The 17,569-nt window shown below is 53.0% G+C and carries 19 protein-coding genes; 11 read left to right on the forward strand and 8 right to left on the reverse strand.

Annotation, left to right across the window (positions count from 1 at the left end):
* Positions 1-634 precede the first annotated feature (634 nt).
* A complete protein-coding gene (locus ACE419_RS11345) occupies positions 635-1,534 on the reverse strand; it encodes an Rpn family recombination-promoting nuclease/putative transposase (protein WP_435722058.1) in 900 nt (299 codons plus the stop codon).
* Positions 1,535-2,055: 521 nt separating this feature from the next.
* Between ACE419_RS11345 and ACE419_RS11350 the strand changes: the two genes are divergently transcribed.
* The gene (locus ACE419_RS11350) at positions 2,056-2,625 is read left to right on the forward strand and encodes a GNAT family N-acetyltransferase (protein ID WP_435722059.1); all 570 of its coding nucleotides are present in this window, start codon (positions 2,056-2,058) and stop codon (positions 2,623-2,625) included.
* Between the two features lie 131 nt (positions 2,626-2,756).
* On the opposite strand, the gene ACE419_RS11355 is transcribed toward ACE419_RS11350, so the two are convergent.
* The gene (locus ACE419_RS11355; protein ID WP_435722060.1) at positions 2,757-3,578 is read right to left on the reverse strand and encodes a PD-(D/E)XK nuclease family transposase; all 822 of its coding nucleotides are present in this window, start codon (positions 3,576-3,578) and stop codon (positions 2,757-2,759) included.
* Positions 3,579-3,856: 278 nt separating this feature from the next.
* On the opposite strand from ACE419_RS11355, the gene ACE419_RS11360 reads away from it, so the two are divergent.
* Positions 3,857-4,165, forward strand: coding sequence for a Flp family type IVb pilin (locus ACE419_RS11360; protein WP_435722061.1), 309 nt, complete (start codon positions 3,857-3,859; stop codon positions 4,163-4,165).
* 68 nt (positions 4,166-4,233) lie between these two features.
* Positions 4,234-4,452 carry a hypothetical protein gene (locus ACE419_RS11365; protein WP_435722062.1) on the forward strand — a complete coding sequence of 73 codons (219 nt, stop codon included), beginning with the start codon at positions 4,234-4,236 and terminating at the stop codon, positions 4,450-4,452.
* 118 nt (positions 4,453-4,570) lie between these two features.
* On the opposite strand, the gene ACE419_RS11370 is transcribed toward ACE419_RS11365, so the two are convergent.
* Positions 4,571-5,980, reverse strand: a complete 1,410-nt coding sequence (locus ACE419_RS11370) for a DASS family sodium-coupled anion symporter (protein ID WP_435722063.1) — start codon at positions 5,978-5,980, stop codon at positions 4,571-4,573.
* 201 nt (positions 5,981-6,181) lie between these two features.
* Here ACE419_RS11370 and ACE419_RS11375 point away from each other — a divergent pair, with 201 nt between their 5' ends.
* A complete protein-coding gene (locus ACE419_RS11375; RefSeq protein ID WP_432646784.1) occupies positions 6,182-6,973 on the forward strand; it encodes a basic amino acid ABC transporter substrate-binding protein in 792 nt (263 codons plus the stop codon).
* A 21-nt stretch (positions 6,974-6,994) separates the two neighbouring features.
* Complete coding sequence (gene mmuM / locus ACE419_RS11380; RefSeq protein ID WP_435722064.1) at positions 6,995-7,936, forward strand: homocysteine S-methyltransferase; 942 nt, start codon at positions 6,995-6,997, stop codon at positions 7,934-7,936.
* Between the two features lie 73 nt (positions 7,937-8,009).
* On the opposite strand, the gene ACE419_RS11385 is transcribed toward mmuM, so the two are convergent.
* The 5 genes from ACE419_RS11385 to ACE419_RS11405 all read right to left on the reverse strand — a co-directional run bounded on the left by ACE419_RS11385 (position 8,010) and on the right by ACE419_RS11405 (position 12,688).
* On the reverse strand, positions 8,010-9,128 hold the full coding sequence (locus tag ACE419_RS11385; RefSeq protein WP_435722065.1) for a sensor histidine kinase: 1,119 nt from the start codon (positions 9,126-9,128) through the stop codon (positions 8,010-8,012).
* Positions 9,121-9,846 carry a response regulator transcription factor gene (locus ACE419_RS11390; RefSeq protein ID WP_435722066.1) on the reverse strand — a complete coding sequence of 242 codons (726 nt, stop codon included), beginning with the start codon at positions 9,844-9,846 and terminating at the stop codon, positions 9,121-9,123. The genes ACE419_RS11385 and ACE419_RS11390 overlap by 8 nt, the downstream gene beginning before the upstream one ends.
* Before the next feature lie 51 nt (positions 9,847-9,897).
* Positions 9,898-10,506 (reverse strand): DUF6803 family protein, encoded by a 609-nt coding sequence (locus ACE419_RS11395; RefSeq protein WP_435722067.1) that lies wholly within the window; start codon positions 10,504-10,506, stop codon positions 9,898-9,900.
* Between the two features lie 148 nt (positions 10,507-10,654).
* Positions 10,655-11,332: a CpXC domain-containing protein gene (locus ACE419_RS11400; RefSeq protein WP_435722068.1), complete on the reverse strand. Its 678-nt coding sequence runs from the start codon at positions 11,330-11,332 to the stop codon at positions 10,655-10,657.
* A gap of 129 nt (positions 11,333-11,461) precedes the next feature.
* Complete coding sequence (locus ACE419_RS11405) at positions 11,462-12,688, reverse strand: MFS transporter (RefSeq protein WP_435722069.1); 1,227 nt, start codon at positions 12,686-12,688, stop codon at positions 11,462-11,464.
* A 345-nt stretch (positions 12,689-13,033) separates the two neighbouring features.
* Between ACE419_RS11405 and ACE419_RS11410 the strand changes: the two genes are divergently transcribed.
* The 6 genes from ACE419_RS11410 (at position 13,034) to rbsK (ending at position 17,541) form a co-directional block, all read left to right on the forward strand.
* Positions 13,034-13,252, forward strand: coding sequence for a hypothetical protein (locus ACE419_RS11410; protein WP_432646791.1), 219 nt, complete (start codon positions 13,034-13,036; stop codon positions 13,250-13,252).
* Positions 13,239-13,997: a transporter substrate-binding domain-containing protein gene (locus tag ACE419_RS11415; protein WP_435722070.1), complete on the forward strand. Its 759-nt coding sequence runs from the start codon at positions 13,239-13,241 to the stop codon at positions 13,995-13,997. Before ACE419_RS11410 ends, ACE419_RS11415 begins: the two co-directional genes overlap by 14 nt.
* A gap of 61 nt (positions 13,998-14,058) precedes the next feature.
* The gene (locus ACE419_RS11420) at positions 14,059-14,703 is read left to right on the forward strand and encodes an NAD(P)H-binding protein (protein WP_432646793.1); all 645 of its coding nucleotides are present in this window, start codon (positions 14,059-14,061) and stop codon (positions 14,701-14,703) included.
* A gap of 377 nt (positions 14,704-15,080) precedes the next feature.
* A complete protein-coding gene (gene rbsD, locus ACE419_RS11425) occupies positions 15,081-15,476 on the forward strand; it encodes a D-ribose pyranase (protein ID WP_432646794.1) in 396 nt (131 codons plus the stop codon).
* 112 nt (positions 15,477-15,588) lie between these two features.
* Positions 15,589-16,596, forward strand: coding sequence for a LacI family DNA-binding transcriptional regulator (locus tag ACE419_RS11430; protein WP_432646795.1), 1,008 nt, complete (start codon positions 15,589-15,591; stop codon positions 16,594-16,596).
* Between the two features lie 30 nt (positions 16,597-16,626).
* Positions 16,627-17,541, forward strand: coding sequence for a ribokinase (gene rbsK / locus ACE419_RS11435; RefSeq protein WP_435722071.1), 915 nt, complete (start codon positions 16,627-16,629; stop codon positions 17,539-17,541).
* The last annotated feature ends 28 nt before the right edge of the window (positions 17,542-17,569 follow it).

The following is a 17,569-nucleotide window of genomic DNA, read 5'->3' on the forward strand; positions in this document are numbered from 1 at the left end:
TTGGTTTAGCGACTTTATTATACATCGCGAGGGAGGCTATGCGATTTTATTTTGCTTCAAAAGTTGTAAAGTGCTGTTACCATAATATATTGATTGTAAACATATGAGAATTGACTTTGTCTATTTCTTCATTCGATTGCAGCCGCCCGTGAGGGAATGTGTCAATCATTCCGCATTGTCAATACGAGGCATCTTGTAGACATGACATTTCTACGTTTCATTATTTCGGAACCAGTTAAAATCCGTTCTTCGGCACCACTAGGAATTACACGGCTTCGCGGGGGTCCTGCGGGGCCTTTTTTGTTATTTTGACTTTCCTTTTTTAATTATTCCCTTCTATAAAAGTCAAAAAGAAAACAAAGACAAATCAAATTCCTACTGCTTGAAAAAACTGGATAAATCGCTCCGAAATATTTGACAAATACGTTAAAACATGATATCCTAATTATAGTTTTCATAAAGTGCTCTGAAAAGAAGCTGGCAGACGAAATAGATTGCTGGCTTCTTTTCTTTTGCCGAAGGGGACTGCCGTCCGGCCTCGGTGTGCGACGCGAAGAAATGGATTGACAAGCAAGAACAATTCAGTTTTGGGCACAAAAATCCCCGCAGCATGGCGGGGCTTCTTGTATTTAAGTTAATGCAAGTTCTTCTGAATGAGCTCTGCGTATTTTGTCTGATCAGCTTCGGGGATATCGAGCATATCCATAGCGGCTTCCATGCTAAGACTGCCTTTTCGCATTAAGGTTTGGATATTTCTAAGCATGGTCTTTTTCCGCTCATCTTCCCGTGCCGAGGCAAGTTCGGAGCGGCGGTCCATGATGGCCATTTCGCGGTTGATGTAGCGGCGGCGCTCTTCTTTGTCGCTCAAAAAGACCTGCGTCGCGTCCATCGCATCTTTGATTTTTTCGTCTTTCATCGCCAGTTCCCTCCGTTCTTCTTTCGTCAGCTGGTTGGCAAAATACGCGAGCCAGCGTTCCATCTTCGTCAGCTGGCCAATCGGCTTTTTCGGTGCCTCGGCGTATTTCGGGATTTCGAGAAAATGCAGCTCGAGGTCTTGATTCAGCCGCAGGCTGTTGACTTCATCGTAGAGGATGAAGCGCGAGTGCGGCTTTGCATGGTGAAACACGGAAAAGCCGAGGATGTTAATCGTAATCGCCGGCCGCAGGTCCTGATACTTTTTGCCGGCCGGCAGGGACATCAGGTACATCTGCGCCCAGTAGTAAAGCGTGCGGCGCTGGATGTTCTTCTCGTTGACGACCTGCACTTCGACGTCGACCTGCTCGCCCGTATCGAGTTCGCAGGCCACATCGAGACGCGTCAGCTTGTCGTCCTCATGTTCGGGTGTTTTCTCCGTCTGGTCAAAACGGATGTCGGCAATGGCATGGCCGAGCGACTGCTGCAGCACGGCGTTCAAAAAGTCAATCGTGATCTGCTTGCGCTCCTCTTTACCAAAAATGAACTTGAAGAGGACGTCGTTCATCGGGTTGTAATGGTCGGCATCGAGCTGCCGCGAAAGCTCTTCTTCTCGTGTCAAGGCAAGCACCCCTTTTTGCTTTCATTATACCATAGAGAATGCGGAAAAGTCAGCTTTTGCCTATGGGGAAGTTACCTTGTGTCCATACTTTGGGAATCAGGTAGTCAACTGATGAGGAAAATTCATGCATTAAATACTGACCGTTGGAGTGGCGAAAAATCTTAATACTATCGCCATGAATCCTGTCAAATATAGCAGAACTGAATGCATGCAGGGACTGCAAAGGGATAAAGCTTTAATTGACAGATAGCTGAAATTTTGGTTAAATAAAGTTAGAGAGCAGAAATACAAGACAACATAAGTCTTAGAGCCATCTCGCAGCACCGTTATCTGCCGTACAGGCAGTTTAGAAAAATTAAGCGCGTCAAGAAATATGCGGTATATAGTTATCTGCCGCACAGGCAGCTTAAAAATGGCACGAAAAATTTTTGTAATTGCATAGACATGAACCATAAAAGACCTTGAACTTTTGTGTTTCATGTCTTTTTATTTGGCATAGGTCAATATGGGAGAGAAATAGCATGACAGAAGACATCACAATTCGCATGGCACAGTCAGACGATGCCGAATCTTTAGCGAGAATCTATCAATACTACGTAAAGCACACAGCCATCACCTTCGAATACGACGCCCCGGATGCGGCAGAGATGAACGCACGCCGAGAGAAAATTTTAGAGCATTACCCGTACCTTGTCGCAGAAAAGGACGGCAGAGTCCTCGGATATGCGTATGCGCACGAATTTTACGGCCGCGCGGCGTACGGCTGGTCGGTCGAGTCGAGCATTTATGTCGACAAAGATGCACGCAAGCTTGGGATCGGGCGCAGGCTTTATGATGCTTTGGAAGCAGCTTTGCGCAAGATGGGAATTCTCAACATTAATGCGTGCATTGCGGTGCCGCGGACGGACGATGACCCGTATCTGACAAATGGCAGCGTCGCGTTTCATAAGAGGCTTGGTTACGAAATGGTCGGCACGTTTCACCAGAGCGGCTATAAATTTGGCCGGTGGTACGATGTCGCATGGATGGAGAAGATACTTGGCGAGCATCCGGAGAAGCCGGCACCTGTTAAAGATTTTGACAGATTTTAGGCTATGCGTCTTTAGCATTGAGCGGCTGTGGGAATTGTGTCGCTGATGAGCTCTTTTTGTTCCGATTGGTCTATGTACGAAAAATCCTCGCGGTGTCAACGTCCGCGAGGATTTTTCTATATGTTTTTCGTTTACAACATCATCGTGATCTTCTTGCGCATGTCAAGAGGTACCTTCAAAAGGTCCATGGCTTTATCCTTGTCACAGTGAAGTGATTCCATCAAACTGCGTACGCTGGTCAAAAGAGTTTTTAAAGAACCTTTTTCTTCGCCTGCATGGTGTTCTTCTGCCATCCATTCTTCAATTTCTTTGCACATGGTATTCACCTCTTCCGGATTTTCTTTATAGCGGCGAACAGTCTCCCGTAATGGTTCAAAATGCATGTCATGGTAGTCCCGGCTGCGGAAATCGTGCATAAGCTTTCCAATTTCATCATTACCGGTATAGGCACCGTTCACGTAGATGATATGCTCGCCATCATGGAAGGGCTGTTGCAGCTCTTCAACGATGCGTTCGATATGGTAGAGTGGCAGACGGTGCTGCAATACATCGTTTTCTGTGATGAAAATGACGTAGGTTTCCGGCAGCTTTTCAGGATTAGCTCCCTTGGGCAGGCTGTTGAGGTCAAGCAGACTGCTGTTAAAGCGGGCCCGCTTGCGGCCGGCACCTTTGTCACTGCGCTGAATCTCAATGTCATATTCACGGTTCTGACTGTCAATGGCGTGTACATCAAGACGGATTCCTCTTCCCTGCAGACTCGGAATGGTATATTCAATCTGGCAGGAGAGAGCGGTTAAATCCTTTTTGTTCAGGATAATCTGCAAGATACAGGTTACTGCTGCTGTATTGTCTTTTAGACAGCGTTTCATGAAATCATCATCCATCAGACGAAAGCGCTTTACGATGGCTAAAGCCCTTTGGTGACGGTCTTGCGGGATGGTCTGATTAGCCATAAAAATTTTCCCTCCCCTTTGGGCGCTATCCTTAATTAATTTTATTATAACATAAGATTCTGAAAGGAAGAAGATGGCGATGGCGAGCATCCGGAGACGCCGGTACGAGTTAAAGATTTCTGTGAGATGCTTTTTTCTTGATGGCATTGGCAAAGGGACATTCGTATTTGACAGATACCTTATCAATTGCTTACAATAATAATGCAAGAACAATTTGATTTAAAAGAGAGATCGACTGTTGGCAGTGGGGGTCTTTTCCGATTTTTGAGGTGCTGGCAATGAGAACGTGGCTGAAAAAAATCATAGGGGAACACGGACAGGGCATTGTCGAATATGCCCTGCTGCTGGCGTTCGTTGTGGGCTGCGCGGCGGCTTTGTTCAGCAATAGCGGACTTGCGGGCGGCATCAAGCAGACTTTTTTGCAGGTGGCTGATACTCTGGAAGGTATCCAGCTGCCGAAAATTGATGAAAGCGATTATACGGACGAAGAGAAGCAGGACAAGCAGAGCATGGATGATATTGCCAGAGCTGTCGAGAAAGCCATTCGCAACGGAGATATTATTTTTTCGGATGGGTATCCGGCATAAGTGGGCCGGCAGGCGGAAAGCCTAAGGTTTTTTCGTGGACTGCTCCCAATCCGAACGGCAGTGTATCCATGACGGATATGTGGGGCATTGTCGGCAAGTACGGTTCGAATGGTTTGAGCAGCCAAAGCGTCAAGAGCGGTACTTCGGGATATTATGGTGTTGCGATTACGAGCAATGGCGATAATTCGTATACGACAACATATTACAGGGGTTCAAGAACGGACTATGAACACAATCGCGGCATCTATTCGAGTGATGCCATCGGCTCTGTGACCTGGACGAAGTGACCGCGCTTTGTCTGCACCTATATATAATAGAAGGAAACTGCCCTGCATGGGCTGGAATTTTTATCCGGCTCATGCAGGGCAGTTTTTTATCCGTACGTTTTATGCTGTTTTTCGAAGTTTACCAGAGTCCGATAACTTTCCACCAGGCAGCGCCAATGGTCAGGTAGATGAGCGTGGTGATGGTCGTCATGATGAAGCCATTGCGCCACCATTCACCCTGCGTGACGTAGCCGGCACCGAAGTAAATCGGGGCGCAGCCGTTGCCGTAATGCGTGAGGGAAATCGGGACGTCGGCGAAGATGCCGAAGATGATGGCCGTCATGAGCGGCGGGGCACCGACGGCGACAGCGACGGCGATGAACGCGGCGTAGAGCGCGCTGATGCGGGCCGTGACACTGGCGAAGCAGTAATGAATGTAGGTGTAGAAGAGCAGCAGGATGAGTGCCGAAGCGACCCAGCCGAGTCCGAGCGAGGAAATCGCTGCACCTGCGGAGCCGGCCATCCATTTGATGATGCCGGATTTGGCAAGGGCAGAAGCAAGGGTCATGAGCGAACCCATCCAGAACATGGCGTCCCAAGCGCCTTTTTCACTCAGTACATCTTTCCAGTTGATGACGTCAAAGATGATCATGATGCAGACGGCGGCCATGGCAACCGGCGTAGCGCCGATGTGCGTGAGGCCGGACGTAGCCCAGAAGAACAGCGAGCCGAGGAAGACGGCAGTCAGATATTTTTCGCTGCGCGACATCGGGCCCATGGCCGTGAGCTCTTTCTGTGCGAGCTGCTTGGCATCGGGGATGCTGACGAGCTCCGGTTTCGTCAGTTTGAGCATGACGAGCGGGACGAGCAGCAGGCTCAGGAGACCCGGCACAATCGCGGCACTGGCCCAGCCCATCCAGGTGACTTCAACGCCGAGCGTTTTGGCGGCGAGGGCCACGCAGAGCGGGTTGCCGGCCATGGACGTCACGAACATCGTACAGGTCACGGCGTCGCAGTGATAGCCGACCTGCATGAGATAGGTACCGATTTTCTTAGCCGTTTTTTCCGGCTCGGAGCCGAGCGCGCCGGCGAGGGAACGGACGATCGGGTACATGATGCCGCCGCCGCGGGCCGTGGCCGATGGCGTGGCAGGAGAGATGATGAGTTCACTGAACGCGATGGCATAGCCAAGGGACAAGGCACTCTTGCCGATGGCTTTGATAATGCCGAAGGCGATGCGTTTGCCGAGGCCGCTCTTGATGAAGCCGCGTGAATAAAGGAAGGCACAGACAATGAGCCAGATCGTGGAATTGCCGTAGCCTGCGAGCGCGTCGCCGACTTTTAAAAGTCCGCTCAGCGTCGAAAACGTGATGGCGATGAAGGCGACTGCGCCGATTGGCAGAGGCTGCAGGATGAAGCCGACAACTGTCGCGATAAAGACAGCTGCAAGATGCCAGGCGACAACCGTCACGCCGTCCGGAACGGGTGAGAACCAGATGATGGCACCGATTATGAGCGTAATCAGTGCATTTCTTTGTTTCTTACTCATAAAACAACACTCCTTTCTTGGTTTTAGTGTAAAGGTTATAGACAGAAAAGTCAATAAACATCGGGCAAATGTAAAGGTTCAGACTCATTCAAAATACAAATGAATCTCATAACTTTTATAATGCATATTGACATAGTATGCATTATACGGTAAGATGAGTCTTAACAAAGATACAATAACGTTGCGTGAGGTGTGCATGATATGAAGAAAATAATCTTATTGCTTTTGAGCATCTGTCTGCTCGGCACGGCAGTGTTGGCGGCTGGCTGCGGGCAGCAGGCGCAGTCGGACAAGAAGGTGCTGAAAGTCGGCATGGATGCAAGCTATCCGCCGTTCGGTTCGCAGAATCAGGATACGAATGAGTATGAGGGCTTCGATGTTGATATTATCCGCGCGATTGGTGCCGAGGAAGGTTTCGATGTTGAGATCAGCAACCGTTCGTTCGATGGCCTGATCCCGGCGCTGCAGGCAAAGGAAATCGATGTGGCGATCAACGACATCACGATTACGGATGACCGCAAGCAGTCGGTCGATTTCTCGAAGCCGTATTACATCGCGGGCCTCGGTGTGGTCGTAAGGGCGGACAACGATACGATTCACACGGCCAAGGACCTCGAGGGCAAGACGCTCGGCGTTTCAATCGGTTCGACGGGTGAGGAAGCCGCGCGCAAAATCCCAAATGCCAATGTCCGCGTGTTTAACGCGATTAATGAGGCGTTCCTTGAGGTCCAGAACGGCGGCGTCGATGCCGTCGTCAACGATATTCCGACGAATGAGTACTATGTCGCGCATGCAAACAACAAGAATGTGCGCACGGCCGAAGTCGCTTTGACGAAGGAGGACCTCGGCATCGCGGTGCTCAAGGGTAATACAGAGCTCTTGAAGAAGATTGATGATGGTCTCGCAAAAATCAAGGCCAATGGCAAGTTCACGGAGATTTACCAGAAATGGTTTGGCAAGGAGCCTCCGCAGGAGCTTTTAGAGGATAAGTAAGAGAGTAGAGGGGGATTTTGTATGAATACGATTGAGACATACCTGTCGAAATATCCGCTCATCGTGCTTGACGGCGCGTTTGGCACGGAGCTCGCGCGGCGCGGCTTTGACACGAATGATGAACTCTGGTCGGCCAAGGCGCTTTTTGAGAAACCGGAGCTGGTCGAGGCTGTGCACCGCGATTATTATGAGGCCGGTGCCGATGTCTCGACGAGCGCGAGCTATCAGGCGACGGTCGAGGGCTTTGAGAAGAAGGGCTTTTCGCGCGAGCAGGCAAGGGAGCTCATCGTGCGTTCCGTCCGCCTTGTGCAGCAGGCAAGGGATAAGTTTTGGGCGCAGCAGGCGAAACGGCAGGGCAGGCCGAGGCCGCTCGCGGCTGCTTCGGTCGGACCGTACGGCGCGTATCTCGCCGACGGCTCGGAATACCGCGGAGACTACAAGGCAAGCCGTGCGGAGCTTGCGGACTTTCATGCGGAACGCCTTGATATTCTCGTAGGCGCGGAGCCCGATATTCTGGCCTGCGAGACTTTGCCGCTGCTCGATGAAGCGTTGGCGATTCTTGATGACCTGCACCGCTACACGGATGCCGGCGCGTGGATTTCGTTTTCGTGCAAAGACGCGGAGCACACCTGCGGCGGCGATAAAATCGCGGACTGCGCGCGCGTGCTCGACAGGGAAAGTCAGGTCGCGGCGATTGGCGTCAACTGCACGGCGCCGCAGTATGTCGCGGACCTCATCAAAAAGATCCGCGAACATACGGCAAAACCCGTCGTCGTTTACCCGAATACAGGCGAGACGTACGACGCCGTGACGAAGACATGGCACGGCAGCCCGACGCCGTATCATGATTTTGTGCGCCAGTGGTACGAGGCCGGTGCAAGGCTCATCGGCGGCTGCTGCCGCACGACGCCCGACGATATCCGCGGCATCGCGGCGCTGCGCCGGAGCCTGCAGGCAAGATAAAGACAAAAGCAAAAGACAGAAGAAACTTTCATGAGCGTGAGAAAGGTTCTTCTGTCTTTTTTGTTTTTATAGGTTATTCGCTTTTCAGGGATTTGGGCAGATGGATGACAAAGCTCGTGCCTTCTGCGGAGGATGAGACGGTAATGGTTCCGTGCTGGATTTCGACGTACTGTCTGGCAAGGGCGAGGCCGATGCCGGAGCCGCCCGCGGGGCTGTTTGTTTCGCTCTGGGCATTTCTTGAGCTTCGGTAGAATTTGTCGAAGATATGGGGGAGTTCGTCTTTCGCGATGCCCTCGCCGTCGTCGGTGACGGTCAGCAGGATTTCTTCGCTTGTTTCGCTCAGTGCCAGCACAATATGGCTGCCGTTTGGCGTGTGGCGGCCCGCGTTGATGAGTAGGTTGCCAATGACTTGGCGCATGCGGTCGGCGTCAAGGTGCAGCAGAAGGGATTTTTTAGGGATTTCACAGCGCAGTTCCTGCTGTTTTTCCTCGAAAAGCGGCTGCATCAGCATGACCATCTGCGAAGCGAGCTGGCCAAGGTCGACTTTTTTGATGTGGAGCTTGAGTTCGTGGACTTCGGCGAGGGAAAGGTCGCGCAGGTCTGTCACGAGCCGGCTCAGGCGCATGACTTCTTCCTGCATGGCGAAGAGCCGCTCAGGTGTCGGCTCGCTCACGCCGTTCGTCATATTTTCGAGTGAGCCCTGCAGGACGGCCAGCGGCGTGCGCAGTTCGTGCGTGATGCTCGCGAAAAAATCGCGCCTTGTGGCTTCGCTCTTCTCAAGTTCTGCGGCCATCTGGTTGAAGACTTCGGCGAGCCGGCCGACTTCATCTGCCGACGTGACTTTGACGCGCTGGTCGAAATGGCCGTGCCGGACTTCTTCGGCGGCGGCCGTGAGTCTGCGCAGCGGGCGAGTGATGCTCGCGCCGATGAGCGAGCTTATGAGGAAGCCGAGCAGGATGAAGAACAGCCCGACCCACCAGAGCGACTGATGGACGGAATGGATGAACACCATTTCGGCCGCACCGTGCTCCATGACGGCGAGGTGCAGCGAAAGGTAATCGCCAAAGGCCGCTTCCATCTGGTGCTGTGTGAGAAAAATCAGGCTGCAGACGGTGAAGGCGAGCAGCAGAAACGTGCTGCCCGCGACTTTCCACTGCACGCTGTTCCATTTTGCGCTGCGTGGGTCAAACACGATGTTCACCTCCGTCTGTTCCGCCGTCAAAGCGATAGCCGATGCCATAGACAGTCTGGATGTACTTGGGCGCGTGCGTATCATGTTCGATTTTTTTGCGCAGATTGCGGATGTGTGCGTCAATTGTGCGCTCGTAGCCTTCAAAGGCAAAGCCGTGGGCGGCATCTAAGAGCTGCAGGCGGCTTAGGACCTGTCCCTGGTGGCGCAGGAAGAGTTCGAGCATCGAGAATTCAATCGGGGTAAGCGCTAAGGACCTGCCATCAAGCTCTGCCGTATGCTGCTGCACATGCAGGCAAAGCCCGCCGGCAGAAAGCGTATCGGCAGGAACGGCAGGCTGCTGCGGCAGGCCGCCCGTGCGGCGCAGGATGGCCTTCATGCGGGCCGCGAGCTCGCGCATGGAAAAGGGCTTGACGAGATAATCGTCAGCCCCAATTTCGAGTCCTAATAATTTGTCGACTTCATCGTCGCGCGCCGTCAGCATGATGATGGGCACCTGCGAGGTCTGGCGCACGCGGCGGCAGACCTCGATGCCATCGAGCCGAGGCATCATGAGGTCGAGAATGACGATGGCAGGACGCTTGGCGTCAATCGCCGCGAGTGCCTCGATGCCGTCGGCCGCTTCTTCGACCTGCCAGTTTTCCTTTTGCAGGAAATCGCGCAGCAGACTGCGGAGTCTGGCGTCATCGTCGACGAGGAGGACGGTCCTGTTTGTTTCCATCTCATTCATTCCCTTCTATATAATGCAGGCGCCGACAGCGGTCCCAATGCTTTACTGCTGGCTGCCCTGATTCATCGAATGGGAGCCGTGATGCATCGACTGGTGCATTTCGTTCATGTCCGCGTTGTTCATATGGCCCATATCATCGTGGTCCATTGGCATATTGCCCATGTCATGCTGCATGTTCATCATGTTCTGCTGTACGGGTGGCTGCCAGCCGCCGAGGGTCGGATCGACCATGCCGAAAATCATGGCAATGTGGCTGACAATCAAAAAGCCAATGAGCAGCAGGATGTGGTGCCACTGGCGCTTTGCGGACGGTCCGCCGAAGACGCCGAGCTCCTGCAGCGTGATGGCGCCGAGCGGGAAGATGCCGGCGAGATAGGCGAAGACGGCGAGCTCATCAATCCAGCCGCGGAACGTGAGCCCCGGGATGACGTGCAGCACAAAATAGAGGAAAACGATGGCAAAATAAATACCGGCGGCAAGGCCGAGGCCGTGGCTCAGGCGCTTCCAGCCCGCGCTTTTCTCGGGCCGCGCGAGGATGAAGAGCTCTGCAGCTGTCAAAAGCTCGGCCATCGCGACGGGCAGAACCATAAAGGCAATGAGGTTCCAAGGTTCATTGCTCATGAGCACTTCCATATAATTGGTCATCATCATAAGATATCCTTCCTTTCGATTTATCCTGTATCTTTTCTTGATGGCTTCATTATAAAGAAAAAATGTGCAGAAGCTGTGGCCGGAATGTGAAGAAAATATGAAGAATCGGCAGGAACGGATATCATCGCGGTTTATCGGTTATGCGTTTTTAGATTTCCGCGAGGGACTTCAGGAAGTTCTGGGCCCAGTTGGTGTCGATGACGGGGTCGGATTTGCGGATGTCATGGAGCTTTTTCGCGTACTGGGTGTGGACTTCGTTGTAGATTTTGCGCGAGAAGTCGGCGAGGCCGAGCGTTTCCTTGCCGCGCACGAGCTGGACGCGGTGATGTCCTTTGGAATCCGTGTAGAAATAGGCCTTTTCGCCGCCCTGTGCCTTGCCGGCTGCGGCGTACTGGTAGAGGACCATGAATTTGTAGATTTCGACGAGGCGGTCGTCGAGGCCGGCATCGAAGATGAAGAGTTTTTCGCGGAAGGCGAGTCGGTCATCGACGGCGCGCAGGACGTAGGGGCGCGTTGTCTTTTCCATTTCCTCGGCCCAGTCTTTGAGGGCGACGCCCTTGCCGCGCAGCATTTCGAGGGCCTTGCGGCCGTCTTCGAGTTTGCCGTAGTTGATCATGAAGTGGTCCTCGGGCTGATGGTAGAGAAACGGATAGTCGACCGTCGTCTTCGCGCCGCAGCTCGGGCAGACGAACTGAAACAGCGAGCCGTCGCGGACTTTTTCCTTGAGCGCGGGGTTCTCTTTCGTGTTGATGCTCTTATAGACCGTGAATTCACCCTGCGTATGGCATTCGGGGCAGGTGACATTGACTTTTCTGATGCTGGTCATGTATTCAAATCCTTTCGTGCGACATAGTATATGTCTTGATGATATCATATTCAGGGCAAAATAAAAAGGCCGGCGCTGGGGCTGACCTTTTTGCAAAGTTTCTTCTATATTATATAGCAGGAATCCGTTTTATGCTTTCTTTTCGACGTGGCGGTTCTTCGTCTCTTTCATGAGCAGAGCGACGACGAAGAGGCAGGCCTCAAAGGCGACGACGATGATGTCAAGTGCTGCGACATGGCCGAGCGTGGTCGTCAGGAAGCCCATGAGCGGGCCCGAGAAGAAGGAGAGGAAGTAGCTTGAAGCACCGACAATGCCCGTAGCGAGGCCAATCTGGCTCGTGCTGACACCGTCCTGTGCAATCGTGTAACCGAGAACGTAGATGGCATGCAGGCCGATGCCCATGATGCCGCCGACAATGTAAAGAATCGGGGAAGTCTGCGGGATGAAGTGGAAAATCAGGATGGCGCAGAGAGCGTTGAGGCCCGAGAGGCAGATGATGGTCGGTTTGCGGCCGAATTTATCGGCAAAGAAGCCGAGCACGACGCCGCTGAGACCGCCGATGCCGTAGATGGCACCGAAGAACGAGCCGGCTTCGACCGGGCTGAAGCCTTTGTACGTCATGAAGAGGTACGGGCCCATCGAGGCAAAGCCCCAGTACGGGATGATGTTCAAAATCTGGATGAGCACGCCGAGCCAGACAACTTTGTTGAACCCGACGGTGCGGATGGCTTCAACGAGGTGGATGCGCTTGATGTCGGTCGAGGTATCGGTGTATTTTTTCTTGAAGCCGAAAATCAGGAGCAGGCCGAAGATGACCGTGACGAGGCCCATGTGCTGCAGGCCGATGCTCCAGTCCCCCGTGCGCTGCAGGCTCCAGCCGTAATACGTCGGGCCGACATAAGCGCCGACAGAGTAAAAGGTCATCATGAGGCCGTTGAGCATGGCGCGGGCAGCCGGGAAAATCGAGCCTGCGACCGAGTACATGACGATGTTCCAGCAGCCTTCGAAAATACCGAAGCAGACGCGCCAGAAGGCCGCGCCGACAAAGCTTGCCGACGTCGTGACGCAGGCCGTCATGCAGCCGAGGCCGACCATGCCGAAAATCAGCATGCGCTTGCGGCCGAAGCGGTCAGCGAGGTACCCTGCCGGGATATCGACGAGTGCCTGACCAAGGGTAAAAATCGTGCCGATGGTGCCGAGCTGTACGGCTGTCAGCGAAAGTGAGGCTGCGACGGCTTTGAGGCCTACGCCGAACGAAAGGCGGTTTGCCGAATAAAACGCATAGCCGAGCGCCAGCAGGAACAGCTGAAACCAGAGGATTTTTGGGATCTTGAGGGAGTTCTTATTTTGTTCCATAATTTATACGCCCTTTCTAGATAAATGATAAATATGATTGAGAGATTGTTTTTGATTATAGCACTTACAATCAAAATGTAAACCGTGAAAAGAAAATAAGGACAAAAATTTTTATACAGGATACATTATACGATAAAGGGCAAATAAGTACGAGAAAAATAGTATCTGGACTAATAATAGCAGACATTTTTTGCGCGCGTATGTTTGCTTCAAGAAATACATCAAAATGTGTATCTTTTATGATAAAAATCTTCTATAATAAAAAGGGGTACCGGTTTCTGGAGACAGAAATCTCAATAGGGAATAACAAGAAAGATAGGAAATAGTTAAGAAAGGAAGATTCCTATGACAGGTTACAAGAGTGTCCTGATAAAGGATACGACGCGGGAGGAACGCGTGGAGATTGTCCGCCGTTCGCTCTCGTGTGAGTCAGGCTGTGAGAATTGTTCGGGCTGCGCTTTAGGCGTGGGGGACCCGTTCAAGATGTTTGAGCCGTATATCGACGGCAAGATGGAAATTCGCGAAATCAATCAGCGTTTCCGGGCGAGCTATGGTGTACACTGAGAAAAAGAGCGGTGGAGCCGCTTTCGAAAAAATACAGAGCCGCGGGAAACTCATCGTTGCCACTCCGGGGGATTACTGCCCCATGGCGTACAGCAGTGATTTGCTGAATGGCTATCAGGGCTTTGATATCGAGCTGGCCTGGCGGCTGGCTGCACGCCTCGGCGTAAAAGTGGATTTTGTGCCGACTTCATGGGCGTCTTTGGCCGATGACGCGAAGCTCTCGCGCTTCGACATGGCTGTGGGCGGCATTTCGCGCACGGCAGAGCGCGCGCAGAAGATGACGCTGTCGGCAGGCTATCTGTCCGTGGGCAAGACCCTCCTCTGCCGCAAGGGCGAGGAAGAACGCTTCCAGAGCCTTGCGGATGTGGACCAGCCGGATGTGCGCGTCATGTACAATCCGGGCGGCACGAACGAGGATTTCGTGGAAAGTCATTTTAAGCAGGCAAAAATCCGCCTCGCCGCAGACAATGCCCTGATTCCGGCGCGCATTGCCGAGGGTGAAGCCGATGTCATGATCACGGAGACGGTTGAAGCCGCCTTTTACGTGAAGGAAGATCCGCGTCTGGCCGCGCCGCTTTTGGCAAGTCCTTTTACGAAGGATGAATTCTGCATCGTGCTCAGCGAAGACTGCGCGCCGCTGGTGGATAAAGTCAACGAGATTCTGCAGGGATTCCGCACGGATGGCACGCTGGAGCATCTGTGCAGGGATTATCTCGGCAGCCTGGCAGGGGCGCAGAATGCCTGAAGGCGCGTTTCGCGGGCAAAACGATGAATCGAACCAATAGAATGAAGGAAATGTTTTAGAGATGAAGGCAATTGTAGTAGGGGCGACGGGTGCTGTCGGACGCGACCTCGTGCAGGTGCTCTGCAGTGACCCGCGCTATACGGAAGTGCGGACCTTTGCGCGGCGCGAGCTCGGCATCGAGCATAAAAAGCTCAAGGCGTATGTCGTGGATTTTGAGCGCACGGAAGGCTGGCAGGACCTCGTGCAGGGCGATGTGATTTTTTCGGCCCTCGGCACGTCGAAAAAACAGGCGGGCTCAAAGGCCGCCCAGTACCATGTCGACCACGATTACCAGATGATGTTTGCGGAATTTGCGAAAAAACACGGCGTTCGCCATATGGTGCTCGTCTCGTCCGTCGGTGCGGATGCCCGGTCGAAGTTTTTCTACCTGAACCTCAAGGGACGCATCGAAGACGAGATGGAAGCGCTCGGCTTTGCGGGGCTCACAATCCTGCAGCCGCCGTCGCTCATACGCAAGCACGCAAAGCGACCTTTGGAGACGGTTTCCGTCAAGGCCATACAGGCCCTGAATGCCATCGGCCTCTTTAAGGGCATGGCCCCGATTTCCACGGAACTTGTCGCCAGATGCATGGCCGACGCCGGTGCCGAAGACTTCAAGGGAGTCCGCCGCATCACGGGCCAGGCCATCCGCACGTTCGGCAAATAAAACAAAATCACCTTTATACCGCTGTGTCTTTGTGATGACAGCGGTATTTTTATATAAATTTTTATAAAAATATTTATATAATATTTTACATAAAAGGTTGTAAGCGAACGGAAATGAAATTTATAACCATGCCTAAATAAGTGATAAAACGTCTAAAAAGGCCCGTATAAGCGCAGTAAAACGCTTATTTTGGCAAAAACAAGAAAATTTATCCTAAAAATATATAAAATAATATCTAAAAATATATTGATTTATTTTACATCATGCGTTATAATAGCATCTGTAAGGAAACAGAAAGAAGTCAGCCGACAAAGAAGAATAAATCGAACAGAAAAGAGCTGGCGAATCTGGTCAATATAAGGTAAGGGGAGATTTTGATGAAGAAACATGGCATCCTGCATGCGGAGCTTTCGCGCTGCATCGCAGCACTCGGGCATAAAGACCTTTTCATGGTCGGAGATGCCGGCATGCCGATTCCACCGGGAGTTGAGGTCATTGATTTAGCCGTGACGGCCGGCGTGCCGTCGTTTAAAAGCGTTCTTGACGCCGTGCTTGAAGAGGCCGAAGTCGAGGGCTGCTGCCTCGCCGAGGAAATCAAGACGGAGAACAAGGACCTGCACGCCTATCTGCAGGAGAAGCTTGACACGGTGCCGTTTGAGTACATGCCGCACGAAGAGCTCAAGCAGCTTTCGGCCAAGGCAAAGTTTGCGATCCGGACCGGTGAGTTTTCGCCGTATCCCAACGTGATCCTGCGTGCCGGCGTTGTCTTCTAAGGCATTGATGGTCCCTGAGACAAAGAAAGCAAAGAAAAAGGGAAGGGTCTTGTCGTTGCGCGTTCCGCCTGCTTCGTTTAGAATGGTAAGAAGAAACAAGGAGGCTGGGACCGTGAAGATAAACATCAAAAAATTAAGCGAGCTGTCGGGCTTTTCGGCAGCAACCGTCTCGAACGCCCTGAACGGCAAGCGCGGGGTCAATCAGGAAACGGCACAGAAGATACTGGCATTGGCGCGTGAATACGGCTATGTCGTGAGCAGCCGCATCCAGAGCATACGGCTCGTGATTTACCGCGACAGCGGCGAGGTCTGCTCCGACGCGCCGTTTTTCGCTTCGCTGATTGAGAGCATCGAGAACGAGAGCCGCAGGAACGGCTACGAGACAAAGCTCGTCAATCTCTACCGGCAGGAGCCGGATTACAAGCAGCAGGTCGAGGAGCTTTTGGGGGACACCTCGTCGGCCATGATTCTCATCGGCACGGAACTCGACGAAAAGAACGCGGAGCCGTTCCTCAGGGCGCAGATGCCCCTGGTGCTGCTCGACTGCTCGTTTGAGAATCTGCCGTTTCAGTGCGTCTTGATGGAAAACGAAAATTCCGTCGCCGAGGCCGTGCGCTATCTCATTGCGAAGGGACATGAGAAAATCGGCTATCTCTACGGTTCCGTGCGCACGCGCAATTTTATCTGCCGTGCCAATGGCTACCGCCGCGCGCTGCTCGAACACGGGCTGCCGGCCGCGGAGTCCTTCCAGTTCGAGATGCCCGTGTCCATCACGGGGGCTTATGAGGCGTTTGGCAGATTGCTCGAAAATGGCGTGGAGCTGCCGACGGCGTTTTTCGCGGACAACGACATGATCGCGCTTGGCGCGATGCAGGCCCTGCAGAAGTACAAATACCGCGTGCCGGAGGATGTGTCAATCATCGGCTTTGACGACATCGACTTCAGCGAAGTCTGTGCTCCGGGCCTCACGACGATTCACGTTTATAAGAAGGAACTTGGCCAAACGGCCGTGCGCCGCCTTTTGGAGCTCATCCGCGAGCCTTCGCAGGCGAGAATGCGCATTCAGGTTTACAACAAGCTGATTGAGCGGGGCAGCGTTGGGAACCCGCGGGCAGAATGAGAGAAAGATAAATATATAGGAGGAAATAAGATGAAGATTGCAGTGATTGGGTCGACGATGATGGATATCGTCTCGTATACGGATGAAATGCCGCAGGCCGGCGAAACGCGCCGCGTCAGCGGCTTCCATATCGCGAGCGGCGGCAAGGGGGCCAATCAGGCCATCGCAGCCGCAAAGCTCGGCGCCGACGTCGTGATGATGACGTCCGTTGGCGATGACATGTTCGGCGAACAGTCACGCAAGAATTTTCAGAACCATCATATTGATATGAGCCTTGTAAAAACGGCAAAGGATACGTCAAACGGCATTGCGACGATCGTCGTCGACGAGTCGGGCCAGAACCGCATCCTCATCAACCCGGGCGCCAACGAAAAACTGCGGCCGGAAGATATCGAGAGGGCAGCTGGGGAACTTTCAAAATGCGGCCTTTTCGTCCTGCAGCTCGAGGTGCCCTTAGAGACGGTTTATGCCGCCATCCGCTTTGCTAAGGCGCATGATATCAAAGTTCTCCTGAATCCGGCTCCAGCCAGCCGCAAACTCTCGCTCGACATGGCCTGCCAGTGCGATTTCTTCGTGCCGAATGAGACAGAACTCTCCATCCTCGTCGACAAGCCCGTCGACACCATCGAAAATGTCAAAGACGCCGCGAAGAGCCTTGTCAAAAAAGGCCTTTCGAACGTCATCGTGACAATGGGCAGCCGCGGTTCGCTGCTCGTCACGGAAGAAGAGACGCAGCTTGTGCCTTCGCTGAAAGTCGACGCCGTCGACAGCACGGGCGCCGGCGACGCCTTCATCGGCTGCTTTGTCGACACGTATGCGCGCACGGAAGATGTGCTCGGCTCGATGCAGCGCGCTTCGCAGTACGCGGCGCTGAGTGTCACGCGCAAAGGCACGCAGGATTCCTACGCCGATGCCGAAGAATTTGCCGGCTTTCTCGATGCCTGAGCCTTTCGGGCGGCATCTTGCATAAAAA

It is taken from the genome of Mitsuokella apri (assembly GCF_047974105.1).
In the GTDB taxonomy this organism is placed as follows: domain Bacteria; phylum Bacillota; class Negativicutes; order Selenomonadales; family Selenomonadaceae; genus Mitsuokella.

What these genes read in the sequence shown, in the direction of transcription:
- ACE419_RS11350 (WP_435722059.1), top strand. Translation starts at nt 2,056, where the DNA reads ATGACAGAAGACATCACAATTCGCATGGCACAGTCAGACGATGCCGAA.
- ACE419_RS11355 (WP_435722060.1), bottom strand. Translation starts at nt 3,578, where the DNA reads ATGGCTAATCAGACCATCCCGCAAGACCGTCACCAAAGGGCTTTAGCC.
- ACE419_RS11360 (WP_435722061.1), top strand. Translation starts at nt 3,857, where the DNA reads ATGAGAACGTGGCTGAAAAAAATCATAGGGGAACACGGACAGGGCATT.
- ACE419_RS11365 (WP_435722062.1), top strand. Translation starts at nt 4,234, where the DNA reads ATGACGGATATGTGGGGCATTGTCGGCAAGTACGGTTCGAATGGTTTG.
- ACE419_RS11370 (WP_435722063.1), bottom strand. Translation starts at nt 5,980, where the DNA reads ATGAGTAAGAAACAAAGAAATGCACTGATTACGCTCATAATCGGTGCC.
- ACE419_RS11375 (WP_432646784.1), top strand. Translation starts at nt 6,182, where the DNA reads ATGAAGAAAATAATCTTATTGCTTTTGAGCATCTGTCTGCTCGGCACG.
- mmuM (WP_435722064.1), top strand. Translation starts at nt 6,995, where the DNA reads ATGAATACGATTGAGACATACCTGTCGAAATATCCGCTCATCGTGCTT.
- ACE419_RS11390 (WP_435722066.1), bottom strand. Translation starts at nt 9,846, where the DNA reads ATGGAAACAAACAGGACCGTCCTCCTCGTCGACGATGACGCCAGACTC.
- ACE419_RS11395 (WP_435722067.1), bottom strand. Translation starts at nt 10,506, where the DNA reads ATGATGATGACCAATTATATGGAAGTGCTCATGAGCAATGAACCTTGG.
- ACE419_RS11400 (WP_435722068.1), bottom strand. Translation starts at nt 11,332, where the DNA reads ATGACCAGCATCAGAAAAGTCAATGTCACCTGCCCCGAATGCCATACG.
- ACE419_RS11405 (WP_435722069.1), bottom strand. Translation starts at nt 12,688, where the DNA reads ATGGAACAAAATAAGAACTCCCTCAAGATCCCAAAAATCCTCTGGTTT.
- ACE419_RS11410 (WP_432646791.1), top strand. Translation starts at nt 13,034, where the DNA reads ATGACAGGTTACAAGAGTGTCCTGATAAAGGATACGACGCGGGAGGAA.
- ACE419_RS11415 (WP_435722070.1), top strand. Translation starts at nt 13,239, where the DNA reads ATGGTGTACACTGAGAAAAAGAGCGGTGGAGCCGCTTTCGAAAAAATA.
- ACE419_RS11420 (WP_432646793.1), top strand. Translation starts at nt 14,059, where the DNA reads ATGAAGGCAATTGTAGTAGGGGCGACGGGTGCTGTCGGACGCGACCTC.
- rbsD (WP_432646794.1), top strand. Translation starts at nt 15,081, where the DNA reads ATGAAGAAACATGGCATCCTGCATGCGGAGCTTTCGCGCTGCATCGCA.
- rbsK (WP_435722071.1), top strand. Translation starts at nt 16,627, where the DNA reads ATGAAGATTGCAGTGATTGGGTCGACGATGATGGATATCGTCTCGTAT.